Here is a 15,402-nt window from a genome sequence, read left to right on the forward strand (position 1 = left end):
CCCTGTGGCCAAAAACTCCTGGAGCTCTCATGAACTACGAAGCCTACAAATTCATCACCTTCGCCCAAGACAACGGCGTGCTGACCGTACGCCTGAATCGTCCCGAAACGTTCAACGCGATCGATGCCGCGCTGCACACTGAACTCTCGACCGTATTCGCCGACATCGCCGCCGACCGTAGCGTGCATGCGGTGGTGCTGACCGGCGAAGGCCGCGGTTTTTGCGGCGGCGGCGACCTGGCGTGGATGCGCGACATCGATCAGGAAGGCCTCAACCAGCTGTTCCGCGAAGCGCGCAAGATCATCATCGACATGCTCGAACTGCCGCAGCCGCTCATCGCCGCGGTCAACGGCCACGCCGCCGGCCTGGGCGCGACCCTGGCACTGTTCTGCGACATGGTCTTCGCCGCCGAGTCGGCGAAGATTTCCGACCCGCATGTACGGGTCGGGGTCGCCGCCGGTGATGGCGGTGCCGCGATCTGGCCGCTGTTGGTCGGCCCGGCACGCGCCAAGCAGTACCTGTTCACCGGCGACGCCATGACCGCCACCGAAGCCGAGCGCATCGGCCTGATCAACCAGGTGGTCGCCAATGGCGAGGCCCTGGCCACCGCCACGGCCATGGCCCGCCGCATGGCCGACGGCCCGCGCCTGGCGATCCTGGCGAGCAAGGCCAGCGTGAACAAGATCGTGCGCGACACGGTGAACCTGGTCCTCGACACCTCGCTGGCGCTGGAGAAGGAAAACTTCTCCAGCGCCGACCACAAGGAAGCCCTCAAGGCCTTCGCCGAGAAGCGCACGCCGGTGTTCCGCGGCGTCTGAGCACGCGATTGCGGGCCAACACGCCATTGTCGACGTGGGTAAGGCGTCTTTCGTCTACGGCGCTATCCGGCACCTAGCCTGACTGGCTCATCCTGGCCCACTCATATGAATAGATTGGAGGACTTCCTCGATGGACATCCGTTACACCCCCGCTGAACTCGCCTTCCAGGACGAGGTGCGCACGTTTCTAAGTGACAAGCTGCCGGCCGATTTCGCTGCGCGCGGTCGCCACGGAAAACGCTTCGACAAACAAGACCAGGTCACCTGGATGCGCCTGCTCAATGAGCGTGGCTGGCTGGCCGCCAGTTGGCCGGTGGAGCTCGGTGGCACCGGCTGGAGTGTGGTCGAGAAGCACATCTTCGAGGAAGAGTGCGCAATTGCCGGCGCCACGGGGATCCTTCCGTTCGGCGTCAACATGGTCGGGCCGGTCATCATCAAGTTCGGCACGCCCGCGCAGAAGGCATATTTCCTGCCGCGCATCCTCAATTGCGAAGACTGGTGGTGCCAGGGCTATTCCGAGCCGGGCGCCGGCTCCGACCTGGCTTCGCTGAAAACCCGCGCGGTACGTGACGGCGACCATTACGTGGTCAACGGCCAGAAGATCTGGACCACCCTGGCGCACTACGCCGACTGGATGTTCTGCCTGGTGCGCACCGATCCCGAGGCCCAGCAGCAGCGCGGCATCAGCTTCCTGCTGATCGACATGAAGACCCCGGGCATTACTGTGCGGCCGATCATCACCCTGGACGGTGAACACGAAGTCAACGAGGTGTTTTTCGACAACGTGCGCGTGCCGGTGGAAAACCTGGTCGGCGAGGAGAACAAGGGCTGGACCTGCGCCAAGTACCTGCTCACCCACGAACGCACCGGCATCGCCGGCATCGGCCAGGCCAAGGCGCTGTTGGCCAAGCTGAAACGGGTCGCCAGCCAAGAGCTGCGCAATGGCCAGCCGCTGATCGACGACCCGCTGTTCCGCGCGCAGATCGCCGACGTGGAAATGCAATTGATGGCCGCCGAGATGAGCAACCTGCGCACCCTCGCCGCGACTCGCGACGGCGGCGTGCCGGGCGCGGAAAGCTCAATCCTGAAGATCAAGGGCACCGAGCTGCGCCAGCAGATCACCTACCTGATCAACAAGGCGGTGGGCACCTACTCCCTGCCGGTCATCGAAGAGGAGCTGGGCTACGGCGATTGCGCGGAACTGCTGCATACCGAGTACAGCAGTGCCGCCAGCAACCAGTACCTGGACATGCGCAAAGCCTCGATCTACGGCGGATCGAACGAAATTCAGAAGAACATCATCGCCAAGATGATTCTCGAGCTGTAAGGGGTCTACACCATGGATTTCAAACTGACAGAAGAGCAGCAAATGCTGCAGGACACCGCGGCGCGCCTGGTGCGCGACGCTTATGGTTTCGAGCAGCGCGAGCAGTTCGCCAAGAGCGAGCCGGGCTTCAGCCGCGAATTTTGGCAACAGCTCGGCGAGCTAGGCCTGACCTCTGTGCCATTCGCCGAAGAGTTCGGCGGCTTCGGCGGCAGCGGCGTGGACACCATGCTGATCGCCACCGAACTGGGCCGTGGCCTGTGCCTGGAACCCTACCTGTATTCGGTGATCTTCGCCGGCGGGCTGATCAACCAGCTGGGCAGCACGGCGCAGAAGAACGAACTGCTGCCGCACGTGGCCAGCGCCCAGCTGCAGCTGGGCGTGGCCCTCGACGAGCCGCAGAGCCATTACCAGCTGCATGACGTACAGACCCGCGCCGAAGCGGTAGAAAGTGGCTGGCGACTCAGCGGGCGTAAATCCGTGGTAGTCGCCGGGCAGAGCGCCGGGCTGATCCTCGTGTCGGCCCGCACCAGCGGTGAAGCACACGACGAGTCCGGCATCAGCTTGTTCCTGATCGACCCGACGAGCGCGGGGGTAAAGCGCCGTGCCTTCCCGACCCTGGATGGCCGCAAGGCCTGTGAGTTGTACTTGGACAATGCCAGCGGCACCTTACTCGGCGAGCCGGGTCAGGCCCTGGCTGCGCTGCGTTACCAGCAGGGCCGCGCCATCGCTGCGCAGTGCGCCGAAGCGGTCGGCAGCATGGAGGCGGCCTGCCAACTGACCCTCGACTACCTGAAGACGCGCCAGCAGTTCGGCCAGGTGATCGGCAGGTTCCAGGCGCTGCAGCACCGCATGGTCGACATGCGCATCGAACTGGACCAGGCCACCTCGATGGCCATCCTCGCCGCCTGCGTGGCTGACCAGCCGGACAGTGCTGAGCGCAGCCGTACCTTGGCTGCCGCCAAGTACATCATCAGCCGCGCCGCGCGCTTCGTCGCCGACCAGGGCATCCAACTGCACGGTGGCATCGGCCTGACCTGGGAATACGTGCTGTCGCACCACGCCAAGCACCTGCTGATGGTCGCCCGCCAGTTCGGCGATGACGATCATCACCTCAAGGCCTTCAGCCAGCTGATGGACGTGGCCTGAAAACTCAGCCGTAGGATGGGTGGGCCGCCTGGGTTGGGCTTCGTAGGATGGGTATCACAAGCTCAACCCATCCTACGACGCTACGAGGATCCAGCCGATGCGTCCCGCTGGACCGATATCAATCAATGAGGTGATTTCATGCTGCAAGGCATCAAGATTGTAGAAATCTGCGGTATTGGCCCTGGGCCATTCTCGGCCATGCACCTGGCCGATCTGGGCGCCGAAGTGATCGCCGTCGAGCGCGATACCGGCGCCGCCGCCCACGCCAATTTGCTTAACCGCGGCAAGCGTTCGGTGGTCGCCGACCTGAAGAGCGCCGAAGGCCGCGAACTGGTACTGCGCCTGATCGAAGACGCCGACGCGCTGATCGAAGGCATGCGTCCGGGCGTGATGGAACGCCTCGGTCTGGGCCCGGAAGTGTGCCAGGCACGCAATCCGAAGCTGGTGTACGGGCGCATGACCGGCTGGGGCCAGTCCGGGCCAATGGCTCAGGCCGCCGGCCACGACAACAACTATGTCTCGCTGTCCGGCGCGCTGTTCCACAACGGCGCCCCTGAAACCCCGCCCTCCTCAGCCTTCGCCGCTTTGGGCGATATCGGAGGCGGCGCGCAGTACCTGACCATCGGCTTGCTCTCCGGCATCCTCAATGCGCGGGCCACCGGCAAGGGCGCGGTGGTCGATGCGGCCATCCTCGACGGTTCGGCGCACATGCTCCAGCTCATGCTGGCGAGCCGCAACATCGGCTGGATGACCGACGAGCGCGGCCAGAACATTCACGACAGCTCGCCGTTCTACGCCACCTATCGCTGCGCCGATGGCGACTTCGTCACCCTCGGTTCGCTTGAGCCGCAGTTCTATGCGCTGCTGCTGGAAAAACTCGGCCTGCAGAACGATGCGCGCTTCGCCAAGCAGTGGGATCGCAGCCGCTGGGCAGAGCTGCATCAGTTCTTCACCGAGCTGTTCGCCAGCCAATCGCGCCAGCACTGGTGCGCGCTGTTCGAAGGGACCGACGTGTGCTTCGCACCAGTGCTCGGCCCGCGTGAGGCCGCGCAGCATCCGCATAACGTCGCTCGCGGTGTCTATTTCGAGCGCGATGGCCTGCTGCAAACCCGCGTGGCACCCCGCTTCGATGGTGAGGTGGTCACCCCCGGCGCGATTCCGGCCGCGGGCGAACATACCGCGCAGATCTTGGCCGCACTGAGCGACCCGGCCAGCTCGGTATGGCAGTCGGTCTAAGGCTTGCCGCATGGCTTTTGTAGGGTGGGTTAGCCGCGTAGCGGCGTAACCCACCAGCGGTGCCGACTTGAACATCAGTGCCCCGCAGGGCCGGTGGGTTACGCCTATACGGATATTGAACGCTACAAAATGTAGCCCGGTACACCCGCTCCCGGATTGCATCCAGCACGCAACGCAAGTCAGGAGATACCGCAATGAGCCAAACCTACACCTCCCCCTGGATGAATCCCGAGCTGGAAGTCGTCCGCGATAACGTGCGGCGCTTCTTCGCCGAGGAAGTCGTGCCGCACCAGGAACGCTGGTACAAGCAGCACCACGTCGACCGCGAGCTCTGGTACAAGGCCGGCGAACTCGGCCTGCTGGCCCTGGACATGCCGGAGGAGTACGGCGGTAGCGGCGGCAACTTCGCCCACCTCGCGGTGTTCTTCGAGGAGCAGGCGGCGGTGGGTGACTGGGGCTTCGGCGTGCAGGTGCACCACATCGTTTCCCACTACATCCTCAATCACGGCACCGAGGAGCAGAAGCACAAGTACCTGCCGAAGATGGCCTCGGGCGAGATGATCGGTTCCATCGCCATGACCGAGCCAGGTACCGGCTCCGACCTGCAGGGCATCCGCACCCGCGCCGTACGCGAAGGCGACCAGTACGTGATCAACGGCGCGAAGACGTTCATTTCCAACGGTTCGATGGCCGACCTGGTGGTGGTGGTGACCAAAACCGAGCCGAATGCCGGCAGCAAGGGTATGTCGCTGATCATCGTGGAAACCAAGGATTGCGCCGGTTTCAGTGTCGGCCGGGTACTGGAAAAGCTCGGCCAGCACAACGCCGACACCTCCGAACTGGCCTTCCAGGACGTACGCGTGCCGGCGGCCAACCTGCTCGGTGGCGTGGAAGGCCAGGGCATGCGCCAGTTGATGTCCGACCTGGCCTATGAACGTGTCGGCTGCTCCGTAGGCTCCGCCGCCTCGATCGAACGCGCGGTGCGCCTGACCTTGGAATACACCCGCGAGCGCAAGGCCTTCGGCAAGCCACTGCTGGATATGCAAAACACCCGCTTCAAGCTGGCCGAATGCGATACCCAAGCGACTCTCGCCCGCGTGTTCATCGACAACTGCATCCAGCGCATGCTCGACGGCAGCATGGACCCGGTAACCGCGTCGAAGGCCAAGCTGTGGATGACCGAGACCCAGGGCAAGGTTATCGACGAGTGCTTACAGCTGTTCGGCGGCTACGGCTACATGATGGAGTACCCGATCGCCCGCATGTATGCCGACGCCCGCGTGCAGCGCATCTACGCCGGCACCAGCGAGATCATGAAAGAGATCATCGCCCGCTCGTTCTAATGATCAGGCCTGCTGAGGTTTGAACTTTCAGTCGTAGGGCGGGTTAGCCGCGTAGCGGCGTAACCCACCATGGATGTCGGCAGACATCCCTGTGGCCGGTCGGTGGGTTACGGCCTGCGGCCAATCAAGACATCAAAGGGCCGGATCAATAAGCCGAGTTCGACCCTCTCCCAGGAATGGGAGAGACACACCAGGAGCAGCCATCTTGAATTCCGAATCCCCGGTTCTGTACAGCGTCGAAGGCGGCATCGGTCGCCTCACTCTCAACCGCCCGGCGCAGGGCAATGCCATCAGCTTGGCCTTCAGCGCGGCGTTTGCCGAGGCTGTCGAACAACTCGTGCGCGCCAAACCGCGCGTGGTGGTGCTGAGCGCCCGCGGCCCGCGCTTCTGTGCGGGCGGCGACATCGCCGAGCTCGTCGAGAACCGCGAGCGTCTGTCGGCGCACATCGGTGCCATGCTGGTGCTGCTCAATCCGGCGATGAAAAAACTCGCCGCCCTACCGGCTCCGGTAATCAGCGTCGTCCACGGCGGGGTCGGCGGCGCCGGTATCGCCCTGGCCTGCTGCGCCGATTTCGTCCTGGCCAGCAACACCGCACGGGTACGTGGCGGCTACTCGGCCATTGGCTTGACCCCGGACATCGGCGCCTCCTATTACGCCACCCAGCGCATCGGCGCGGCCAAGGCCAAACGTCTGTTCATCCTCAACGAAATGTTCGAGGCCGAGCAGTGCCTGGCCATGGGCCTGTTCGACGAACTGCATACGCCGGACAAACTGACCCATGCAGCCGAAACACTCGCGCATACCCTGGCCGCCGGCGCCACGCAGGCTTTCGCGCGGATCAAGCGACTGTGCGACGAAGCCAACAGTCGCGATGTGGCGACCCATCTGGACGTGGAGAGCGCCGGCCTGCTGGCCAGCACGCAGAGCGAGGATGCTCGGGAGGGCGTGCAGGCATTCATCGACAAGCGTCCGCCTTGCTTCAGCGGCCGCTAAGAAAGAAGCACCCACTTGGCCTGAAACCCACTCCAATTTTGCTCAGCACAATACAGCGAGTGGTGCCGACAACCGCTCGAACTCTTCCTTGATCACTGAGCTGATCCGGAAATTGATGCGGCCATCGTGGTTGTCAGCGAGATTCGCAAGGACCTACTCACACGTTCCTGATTTACGCGTAGCTGCTCTAGCGCTGGGTTCTCATCCAAATCAGGATTCCGACCAAGCATTCGGCGGATGTCGCGTAAAACATCATCTAGCGACATGCCACGATGATGGGTGAATACGCTCCCTCAGGCATCTAAATACAGCGCAGCATAGATTCGCAGGCCTGGTTCCGCGGCGTGATGCTGTAGCCGCTGTCGATCAGATACAGGAACGAAACCTGCTGATTCAGATCGGCGGCGCCGAATTCATCATGCTGCCCGCCGGCTCGAGAGATGGCGACGCTGATCGAACTGAGCGGTGCACCGATCAACTTTGTAACCCTGAGTATCTGCATCGCCCACTACCCCGAGGGCGCCGACAGCCCGGAAGCCTTGATCAAGGCGACCGACAGCGCCATGTACTAGGCCAAACAGCAGCGCAACCGGGCCTGCGTCTACCGTCGGAGCGCTAGGCACTCTGTGGTGAAGCCGGTAAGGTCGGCGCGAATTTATCTACCGGAGAGCCCTGTGCCTCCCCCTGTGTTGAGCGGCCCGGAGGCCTGATAATCCTCAGCCCCGGCCTGCTAACTGATACCGCAGCGAGGAGGCCTAGTTGTCTCACCTGTTGTCCAACGCCATACCGTACCATCGCCCCCCTTTTCGTCACGGTCACGCCGTGCCATCTCTATGGAGCAAGTCACCATGTCCTTTTCCCCACTCACTGCTCGCTCGCTGCGGGTCGTCTGCATCGCTGCTCTGGCTCTGCTGGCCGGCTGCGAAGCCGCCGAAAACGCCGCCCAGAAACTCGCCGAGAAAGCCCAACTGGAAGTCGAACAGACTGCCCGCAACGCGCTGAACGAAACGGCCAAGGAACTCAACAAACAAATCGACCAGGCGCAGAAATCCACCGAGCAATGGCTAGACGGCAACCCGACGGAGGGTGACGATGTGCCGGACACCCAGGCCGAAGACACACCCGAACGCGACCAGTCGATCAAGCTCCCGCAGCACAGCGCCTGAGCCCCCAGCTTGTCCACCAATGGGCGGCAAAGATCGCGGGTGACCGCTTTCAGCCCGAAGGGCAAGCGCAGTGAGTCACCCAGAAAAACCGCCGTCCTGCCTTGCCGGCGAACGTTCAGATCGGCGGCGCCGAGCGCAGCATCACCGACTTCAGGGCGAACGCCGACTTGATTCCGGCGACCCCGGGAATGCAGGTCAGCGTATTGGTGAGGAAGGCTTGGTACGCTGCGAGGTCCTTGACCACCACGCGCAGCATGTAGTCGGCATCGCCGGTCATCTGGAAGCAGCTCATCACTTGCGGCGCCTCGACGATGCGTTCTTCGAACCGGGCGAGGTAGTCGCCGGTCTGCTTTTCTAAGGAGACGGAGACGAACACGCTCATCCCTCCAGACAGGCGCTCTTCGTCCAGACGCGCAAAATAGCCTTGGATGTAGTGCTCCTCTTCCAGGCGGCGTACCCGACGCAGCGTCGGGGTCAGCGACAGCCCCACCTTGAGGGCCAGGTCGCGCCAGCTCAGGCGGCCATCCTCGGCCAGGGCGCGGAGAATCTTGAGGTCGATGCGGTCGAGTTCGGCCATGGTTCGCTGTTCTACCGTTTATGGTTTTGTTAGTTCAAACATACTAATCGTGACCGTTTAAGCGAGTCAATTTGGAGCAAAAAACCAACTACCGAGGCATATACTCAATTCACAAGAACAAATGACGAGGACCTCACCATGAGTGACGTCACGCACACCCAGCTCCCCCGCCGCTCCCGCGCGCGCCGTTTATTCGCCTCCGCCCAGCCCGGGCTGCACTCGCCCAGCTCGTTCTCCGCCGCGCCCGTTCGCTGAGCCCTTTCCGATCCATTCCTTGGGCCGCGAAGGCCGGAGGCAAAGCCATGAATGATTACCAACCATTGCGCTTGCACGTCCCGGAACCCACCGGCCGTCCCGGCTGCAAGACCGATTTCTCCTACCTGCACCTGTCCGCCGCCGGCGAAGCGCGCAAACCGGCCATCGACGTGGAGCCGGCGCAGACCAGCGACCTCGCCTACAGCCTAGTGCGCGTGCTCGACGATGACGGCCAGGCACTCGGTGACTGGAACCCGGAACTCAGCCACGAGCAGCTGGAAACCGGCCTGCGCGCCATGCTCAAGACGCGCATCTTCGACGCGCGCATGACCACCGCACAGCGGCAGAAGAAAATGTCCTTCTACATGCAGTGCCTGGGCGAGGAAGCCATCGCCACCGCCCACACCATGGCGCTGAAGGACGGCGACATGTGCTTCCCGACCTATCGCCAGCAAGGCATCCTGATCACGCGGAACTACCCGCTGAAGGACATGATCTGCCAGCTCCTATCCAACGAGGCCGACCCGCTCAAGGGCCGCCAGCTGCCGATCATGTACTCCAGCCGCGAATACGGCTTCTTCTCGATTTCCGGCAACCTCGCCACCCAGTTCATCCAGGCGGTAGGCTGGGGCATGGCCTCGGCGATCAAGGGCGATACCAAGATCGCCTCGGCCTGGATCGGCGACGGCGCCACCGCCGAAGCGGACTTCCACACCGCCCTCACCTTCGCCCACGTCTACCGCGCGCCAGTGATCCTCAACGTGGTCAACAACCAGTGGGCGATCTCCACCTTCCAGGCCATCGCAGGCGGTGAAGGCACCACCTTCGCCAACCGTGGCGTGGGTTGCGGGATCGCCTCGCTGCGCGTCGACGGCAACGATTTCCTCGCCGTCTACGCCGCCTCGCAGTGGGCCGCCGAACGCGCGCGGCGCAACCTCGGCCCGAGCCTGATCGAGTGGGTCACCTACCGCGCCGGCCCGCACTCCACGTCCGACGACCCGTCGAAGTACCGCCCGGCCGACGATTACACCAACTTCCCGCTCGGCGACCCGATCGCCCGCCTCAAGCAGCACATGGTCGCTCTCGGCATCTGGTCGGACGAGCAACACGACGCGCTGCACAAGGAACTGGAAGCCGAAGTGATCGCCGCGCAGAAGGAAGCCGAAAGCCACGGCTCGCTGGTGGACGGCCACGTCTTCAGCGCCGCCAGCATGTTCGAAGACGTCTACAAGGACCTGCCGGAACACCTGCGTCGGCAGCGCCAGGAGCTCGGGGTATGAATGCCATGAACCCGCAAACGGAAAACGCCCAGGCAGTAACCAGCATGACCATGATCCAGGCGCTGCGCTCGGCGATGGATGTGATGCTCGAACGCGACGACAACGTCGTGGTATTCGGCCAGGACGTCGGCTACTTCGGCGGCGTGTTCCGCTGCACCGAGGGCCTGCAGAAGAAGTACGGCAGCTCGCGGGTGTTCGACGCGCCGATCTCGGAGAGCGGCATCATCGGCGCCGCCGTCGGCATGGGCGCCTACGGCCTGCGGCCGGTGGTGGAGATCCAGTTCGCCGACTACGTCTACCCGGCCACCGACCAACTGGTGTCCGAGGCGGCGCGCATCCGCTACCGCTCGGTGAGCGATTTCATCGTGCCGATGGTGGTGCGCATGCCCTGCGGCGGCGGCATCTACGGCGGCCAGACGCACAGCCAGAGTCCGGAGGCGATGTTCACCCAGGTCTGCGGCCTGCGCACGGTGATGCCGTCCAACCCCTACGACGCCAAGGGCCTGTTGATCGCCTGCATCGAGAACGACGACCCGGTGATCTTCCTGGAGCCCAAGCGCCTGTACAACGGCCCGTTCGACGGTCACCACGACCGCCCGGTAACGCCCTGGTCCAAGCACCCGGCCAGCCAGGTGCCGGAGGGCTACTACAGCGTGCCGCTGGACAAGGCGGTCATCGCCCGCCCCGGCGCGGAGCTCACCGTGCTGACCTACGGCACCACCGTCTACGTGGCGCAGACCGCGGCCGAGGAGACCGGCATCGACGCCGAGATCATCGATCTGCGCAGTCTCTGGCCGCTGGACCTGGATACCATCGTCGAGTCGGTGAAGAAGACCGGCCGCTGCGTCATCGTCCACGAGGCCACCCGCACCTGCGGCTATGGCGCCGAGCTGATGTCGCTGGTTCAGGAGAACTGCTTCCACCACCTCGAATCGCCCATCGCGCGTGTGACCGGCTGGGACACCCCCTACCCGCACGCCCAGGAATGGGACTACTTCCCCGGGCCGGCGCGGGTTGGCGCCGCCTTCAAGCGTGCCATGGAGGTCTGAATGGGCATTCACGTCATCAAGATGCCGGATATCGGCGAAGGCATCGCCGAAGTCGAGCTGGTGGAGTGGCATGTACAGGTCGGCGACGAGGTGCATGAGGACCAGGTGCTGGCCGAAGTCATGACCGACAAGGCCACGGTGGAAATCCCCTCGCCGGTGGCCGGCAAGATCCTCGCCCTGGGCGGGGCGCCGGGCCAGGTGCTGGCCGTGGGCGGCGAACTGATCCGCCTGGAAGTAGAAGGCCACGGCAACCTTAAAGAAGCCGCTCAGCCGAAGACCCAGGAGGCAGCGCCGGCCAGACCGGAAGCCAACACCGCAGCGGCCCCGCAACCCGCGAAGCCCGAGCCGCGCGTCGAGCCCAAGCCGGTCGCCCCGGCAGCTCGCCCTGCTCCGACGCCGGTCCCGCGCCGTGCGCCGGGGGAAAAGCCGCTGGCCTCCCCGGCGATCCGCCAGCGCGCCCGCGACCTGGGCGTCGAGCTGCAGTTCGTGCAGGGCAGCGGCCCCGCCGGGCGCATCCTCCCCGACGACCTGGAGCTCTACCTGACCCACGGCGGCGCCACCGTGGCCTCCGGCTACGCCGCGCGCCACGACGAGCAGAAGATCCCGGTGATCGGTCTGCGCCGCAGGATTGCGCAGAAGATGGCCGAGGCCAAGCGGCGCATTCCGCACTTCAGCTATGTCGAGGAAATCGACGTCACCGACCTCGAAGCCCTACGCCAGCACCTCAACGCCAAGTACGGCGCAGCACGCGGCAAGCTGACCCTGCTGCCCTTCATCGCCCGCGCGATGGTGGTCGCCCTGCGCGAGTTTCCGCAGCTCAACGCCCGCTACGACGACGAGGCCGACGTGGTCACCCGCTACGGCGCGGTGCACCTCGGCGTCGCCACCCAGAGCGACAGCGGCCTTATGGTGCCGGTGCTGCGCAACGCCGAATCCCGCGACCTGTGGGGCAACTCCGCGGAAGTGGCACGTCTGGCGGAAGCCGCGCGCAGTGGCAAGGCCAGCCGCGAGGAACTGTCCGGCTCAACCATCACCCTGAGCAGCCTCGGTGCCTTGGGCGGTATCGCCAGTACGCCGGTGATCAACCATCCGGAAGTGGCGATTGTCGGGGTCAACCGCATGGTCGAACGGCCGATGGTGGTCAATGGCCAGATCGTGGTGCGCAAGATGATGAACCTGTCCTCGTCCTTCGATCACCGGGTGGTTGACGGCATGGATGCGGCAGCCTTCATCCAGGCCGTGCGCGGCCTGCTCGAACACCCTGCCACCCTGTTCCTGGAGTAAGCGTCGATGGCTCACGTCACTGAAACCACGCTGCTGATCGTCGGCGGCGGCCCCGGCGGCTACGTCGCCGCCATCCGCGCCGGCCAGCTCGGCATTCGTACCGTGCTGGTGGAAGGCGCCGCCCTCGGCGGCACCTGCCTGAACATCGGCTGCATCCCGTCCAAGGCGCTGATCCACGCCGCCGAGGAATACCTCAAGGCCCGCGAGTTCGCCGGCAACTCAGCTCTGGGCATCAGCGTGCAAGCGCCGAGCATCGACATCCAGCGCACCGTGGAATGGAAGGACGGCATCGTCGACCGCCTGACCACCGGAGTCGCCGCGTTGCTGAAGAAGCATGGCGTCAGCGTGGTGGAGGGCTGGGCGAAGATCGTCGACGGCAAGACGGTGGAAGTCGATCTCGCCGCGGGCGGCACGCAGCAGATCCACTGCGAGCACATGCTGCTGGCCACCGGCTCGAAGTCGGTGGAACTGCCCTTCCTGCCGATCGGCGGCAACGTCATCTCGTCCACCGAAGCGCTGGCGCCCCGGGCACTGCCCAAGCGTCTGGCGGTGGTCGGTGGCGGCTACATCGGCCTGGAGCTGGGCACCGCCTATCGCAAGCTGGGCGTCGAGGTGACAGTGGTTGAAGCCCAGCCGCGCATCCTGCCCAGCTACGACGAGGAGCTGACAAAACCGGTCGCCTCCGCCCTGCGCAAGCTAGGGGTCGAACTCTACCTCGGCCACAGCGTGATGGGCCTGGAACCGGGCGGCCACGGCCTGCGCGTGCGCGACGATCAGGGCGCGCAGCGGGTGATCGAGACCGACCAGGTGCTGATCGCCGTCGGCCGCCACCCCAACGCCAGCGGCTGGAACCTGGAAGCCCTGCACCTGGACATGCACGGCCGCGCCGTGAAGATCGACGAGCAGTGCCGCACCTCGATGCGCAACGTCTGGGCGATCGGCGACCTGGCCGGCGAACCGATGCTGGCGCACCGGGCCATGGCCCAGGGCGAGATGGTCGCCGAGCTGATCGCCGGCAAACGTCGCGAGTTCGCCCCCACGGCAATCCCGGCGGTGTGCTTCACCGATCCGGAAGTGGTGGTGGTCGGCCAGTCGCCGGAACAGGCCAAGGCCGCCGGTCTCGACTGCCTGGTGGCGAGCTTCCCGTTCGCCGCCAACGGCCGGGCGATGACCCTGGAGTCCAGCGACGGTTTCGTGCGGGTGGTGGCACGTCGCGACAATCACCTGATCCTCGGCTGGCAGGCGGTGGGCAAGGCGGTGTCGGAACTGTCCACGGCGTTCGTCCAGTCGCTGGAGATGGGCGCCTGCCTGGAAGACATCGCCGGCACCATCCACGCCCACCCGACCCTCGGCGAGGCGGTGCAGGAAACGGCGCTGCGGGCGCTGGGGCATGCCCTGCATATCTGAGATCAGAGCCAGCGGAGAACGCGCCCTGACTGCGTCGGAGCGCATTGCCGAGTGTTCACTGCTCTCAGGCATGAGCGTTCGGGGACAACGATCGGCGGTCGACAGATTGACGGACTAGCGCGCGGCACCTTTTATAGAAGAGAAATTTGCTGGTCTCGGCGGTCTTGATGCATTCCCTGGCCCAGTCGGGTGACATGCTCCGATCGTGGAAATACAGAGCGCCAGCGGTCCGATCCTTGAGTTGCTGGTTGAGCGCTTTGCGCGCTATCTCCTTGGCAATCAAGCAGACATTGCGCCGCCCTGTGATGTTATTTTGATATATATCAGGTAGTTACGCTTCTTAAGCGCACGTAAAAGCGGGCACACTGCATGGTTGCTCATCGTTTGATCGTGCAACCCGTATTAATAAGATAGGAATAACGATCCTATTGTTAATCGCGGAATGACTTTAGAATCGTAGGAAGATGACGCCACAATAGGTCGAATACATAGCTGGGAATGGACACGAGCTGCCCAGCGATTTCGCTAACATTTCGTCATGTTCGAGGGATTGATTATGGGTATCGAGCGTTTGCTGCTCGTCGCAGCAATGGTTTCCACCGGCGTGGTACAGGCCGATAACGCTGACATTGCCAACAAGAGCAATAACCCTCTAAACCTGTCGCCGGGTTTGAATTTCCAGGACTACTACACTCCTGAACTCTACGACTCCAACGCGCACACCAATGATTTCCTCCTGCGGGGCACCTTGCCGATCGCGCCAAGCGATTTTATCGGCGTTCCCCAGCTGCTCCGCGCCACGCTACCAATCAGTACTCGGCCCGATCCCTCCGGTGGCTACAGCACCGGTATTGGGGATCTCAATCTATTCGACATTTTTTTGCTGAAAACCGAAGGTGTGCAGCTCGGCATCGGCCCACAAATCACCGCACCAACTGCCGCTGAAGATGAGCTGGGTACAGGCAAGTGGCAGGCTGGCTTGGCGGCTGTCGCAATTGACTCTTCGCCACGGGGACTCCTCGGCGCGCTAGTGCAATACCAGAGCTCGTTCGCTGGTGACAACGACCGGGCCCACGTAGAAACCGCAACCTTCCAGCCCTTCCTCATTCATAACCTGCCCAAGGGCTGGTATCTGCGCTCCACCGGCACCTGGACCTTCGATTTGAAGAACGACACCCATTACATCCCGCTCGGCCTGGGTGTCGGCAAGGCCACGAAGATCGGCCACAACATCTATAACGCCTTTATCGAGCCACAATGGACAGTGGACCACCAAGGCGCCGGCCTGCCGCAGTTCACGGTGTTTGCCGGCGTTAATATCACCCTTGGTAAATAATGTTGATCGAGTTGCCGCCGGCCAGGGCATTGGTTACGAGTGACACGAACTGCTGCAAGACCTGGCTAAAAGAGAGTTTGCCCATGATCGCCACGGAAGCAATTTATAGGCACTCAAAGAGCTTGAGTATGAGCATTAAGACATTGCTGTAGTTGCCATGGTACTGGCCGTCCCGGATCTGAAC

General features: G+C 63.8%; 14 protein-coding genes and 1 pseudogene. 13 read left to right on the forward strand and 2 right to left on the reverse strand.

All coding sequences use genetic code 11. The features are described from left to right. Positions 1-29: 29 nt before the first annotated feature. The 8 genes from NVV93_RS10210 to NVV93_RS10245 all read left to right on the forward strand — a co-directional run bounded on the left by NVV93_RS10210 (position 30) and on the right by NVV93_RS10245 (position 8,030). On the forward strand, positions 30-818 hold the full coding sequence (locus NVV93_RS10210; protein WP_258250563.1) for an enoyl-CoA hydratase/isomerase family protein: 789 nt from the start codon (positions 30-32) through the stop codon (positions 816-818). 130 nt (positions 819-948) lie between these two features. Then, a complete protein-coding gene (locus NVV93_RS10215; RefSeq protein WP_258250564.1) occupies positions 949-2,145 on the forward strand; it encodes an acyl-CoA dehydrogenase family protein in 1,197 nt (398 codons plus the stop codon). A 12-nt stretch (positions 2,146-2,157) separates the two neighbouring features. Then, positions 2,158-3,291: an acyl-CoA dehydrogenase family protein gene (locus NVV93_RS10220; protein WP_258250565.1), complete on the forward strand. Its 1,134-nt coding sequence runs from the start codon at positions 2,158-2,160 to the stop codon at positions 3,289-3,291. 138 nt (positions 3,292-3,429) lie between these two features. After that, positions 3,430-4,527: a CaiB/BaiF CoA-transferase family protein gene (locus NVV93_RS10225; protein ID WP_258250566.1), complete on the forward strand. Its 1,098-nt coding sequence runs from the start codon at positions 3,430-3,432 to the stop codon at positions 4,525-4,527. Between the two features lie 194 nt (positions 4,528-4,721). Beyond that, positions 4,722-5,870 carry an acyl-CoA dehydrogenase family protein gene (locus NVV93_RS10230; protein ID WP_258250567.1) on the forward strand — a complete coding sequence of 383 codons (1,149 nt, stop codon included), beginning with the start codon at positions 4,722-4,724 and terminating at the stop codon, positions 5,868-5,870. A 205-nt stretch (positions 5,871-6,075) separates the two neighbouring features. Beyond that, a complete protein-coding gene (locus NVV93_RS10235; protein WP_258250568.1) occupies positions 6,076-6,864 on the forward strand; it encodes an enoyl-CoA hydratase/isomerase family protein in 789 nt (262 codons plus the stop codon). A 440-nt stretch (positions 6,865-7,304) separates the two neighbouring features. Beyond that, positions 7,305-7,436: a GGDEF domain-containing protein gene (locus tag NVV93_RS10240; protein WP_258250569.1), complete on the forward strand. Its 132-nt coding sequence runs from the start codon at positions 7,305-7,307 to the stop codon at positions 7,434-7,436. Between the two features lie 276 nt (positions 7,437-7,712). Next, positions 7,713-8,030 (forward strand): hypothetical protein, encoded by a 318-nt coding sequence (locus NVV93_RS10245; protein WP_258250570.1) that lies wholly within the window; start codon positions 7,713-7,715, stop codon positions 8,028-8,030. Positions 8,031-8,145: 115 nt separating this feature from the next. Here NVV93_RS10245 and NVV93_RS10250 read toward each other — a convergent pair whose 3' ends face one another. Beyond that, positions 8,146-8,607, reverse strand: a complete 462-nt coding sequence (locus tag NVV93_RS10250; RefSeq protein WP_258250571.1) for an Lrp/AsnC family transcriptional regulator — start codon at positions 8,605-8,607, stop codon at positions 8,146-8,148. Between the two features lie 302 nt (positions 8,608-8,909). Here NVV93_RS10250 and NVV93_RS10255 point away from each other — a divergent pair, with 302 nt between their 5' ends. Genes NVV93_RS10255 through lpdA form a run of 4 tightly spaced genes read left to right on the forward strand, consistent with a single transcriptional unit; the run spans position 8,910 to position 13,882 of the window. Beyond that, positions 8,910-10,142 carry a 3-methyl-2-oxobutanoate dehydrogenase (2-methylpropanoyl-transferring) subunit alpha gene (locus NVV93_RS10255; RefSeq protein ID WP_258250572.1) on the forward strand — a complete coding sequence of 411 codons (1,233 nt, stop codon included), beginning with the start codon at positions 8,910-8,912 and terminating at the stop codon, positions 10,140-10,142. Further along, a complete protein-coding gene (locus NVV93_RS10260; protein ID WP_258250573.1) occupies positions 10,139-11,191 on the forward strand; it encodes an alpha-ketoacid dehydrogenase subunit beta in 1,053 nt (350 codons plus the stop codon). The genes NVV93_RS10255 and NVV93_RS10260 overlap by 4 nt, the downstream gene beginning before the upstream one ends. Further along, positions 11,192-12,475 (forward strand): dihydrolipoamide acetyltransferase family protein, encoded by a 1,284-nt coding sequence (locus NVV93_RS10265; RefSeq protein WP_258250574.1) that lies wholly within the window; start codon positions 11,192-11,194, stop codon positions 12,473-12,475. A 6-nt stretch (positions 12,476-12,481) separates the two neighbouring features. Next, complete coding sequence (gene lpdA, locus NVV93_RS10270) at positions 12,482-13,882, forward strand: dihydrolipoyl dehydrogenase (RefSeq protein WP_258250575.1); 1,401 nt, start codon at positions 12,482-12,484, stop codon at positions 13,880-13,882. Positions 13,883-13,946: 64 nt separating this feature from the next. Here lpdA and NVV93_RS10275 read toward each other — a convergent pair. Next, positions 13,947-14,162 (reverse strand): annotated as a pseudogene (locus NVV93_RS10275) (hypothetical protein); the annotation flags it as partial. A gap of 276 nt (positions 14,163-14,438) precedes the next feature. On the opposite strand from NVV93_RS10275, the gene NVV93_RS10280 reads away from it, so the two are divergent. Further along, positions 14,439-15,218, forward strand: a complete 780-nt coding sequence (locus NVV93_RS10280) for a hypothetical protein (RefSeq protein WP_258250576.1) — start codon at positions 14,439-14,441, stop codon at positions 15,216-15,218. Positions 15,219-15,402: the final 184 nt, after the last annotated feature.

The sequence above is a fragment of the Pseudomonas sp. LS44 genome, assembly GCF_024730785.1.
In the GTDB taxonomy this organism is placed as follows: Bacteria; Pseudomonadota; Gammaproteobacteria; order Pseudomonadales; family Pseudomonadaceae; genus Aquipseudomonas.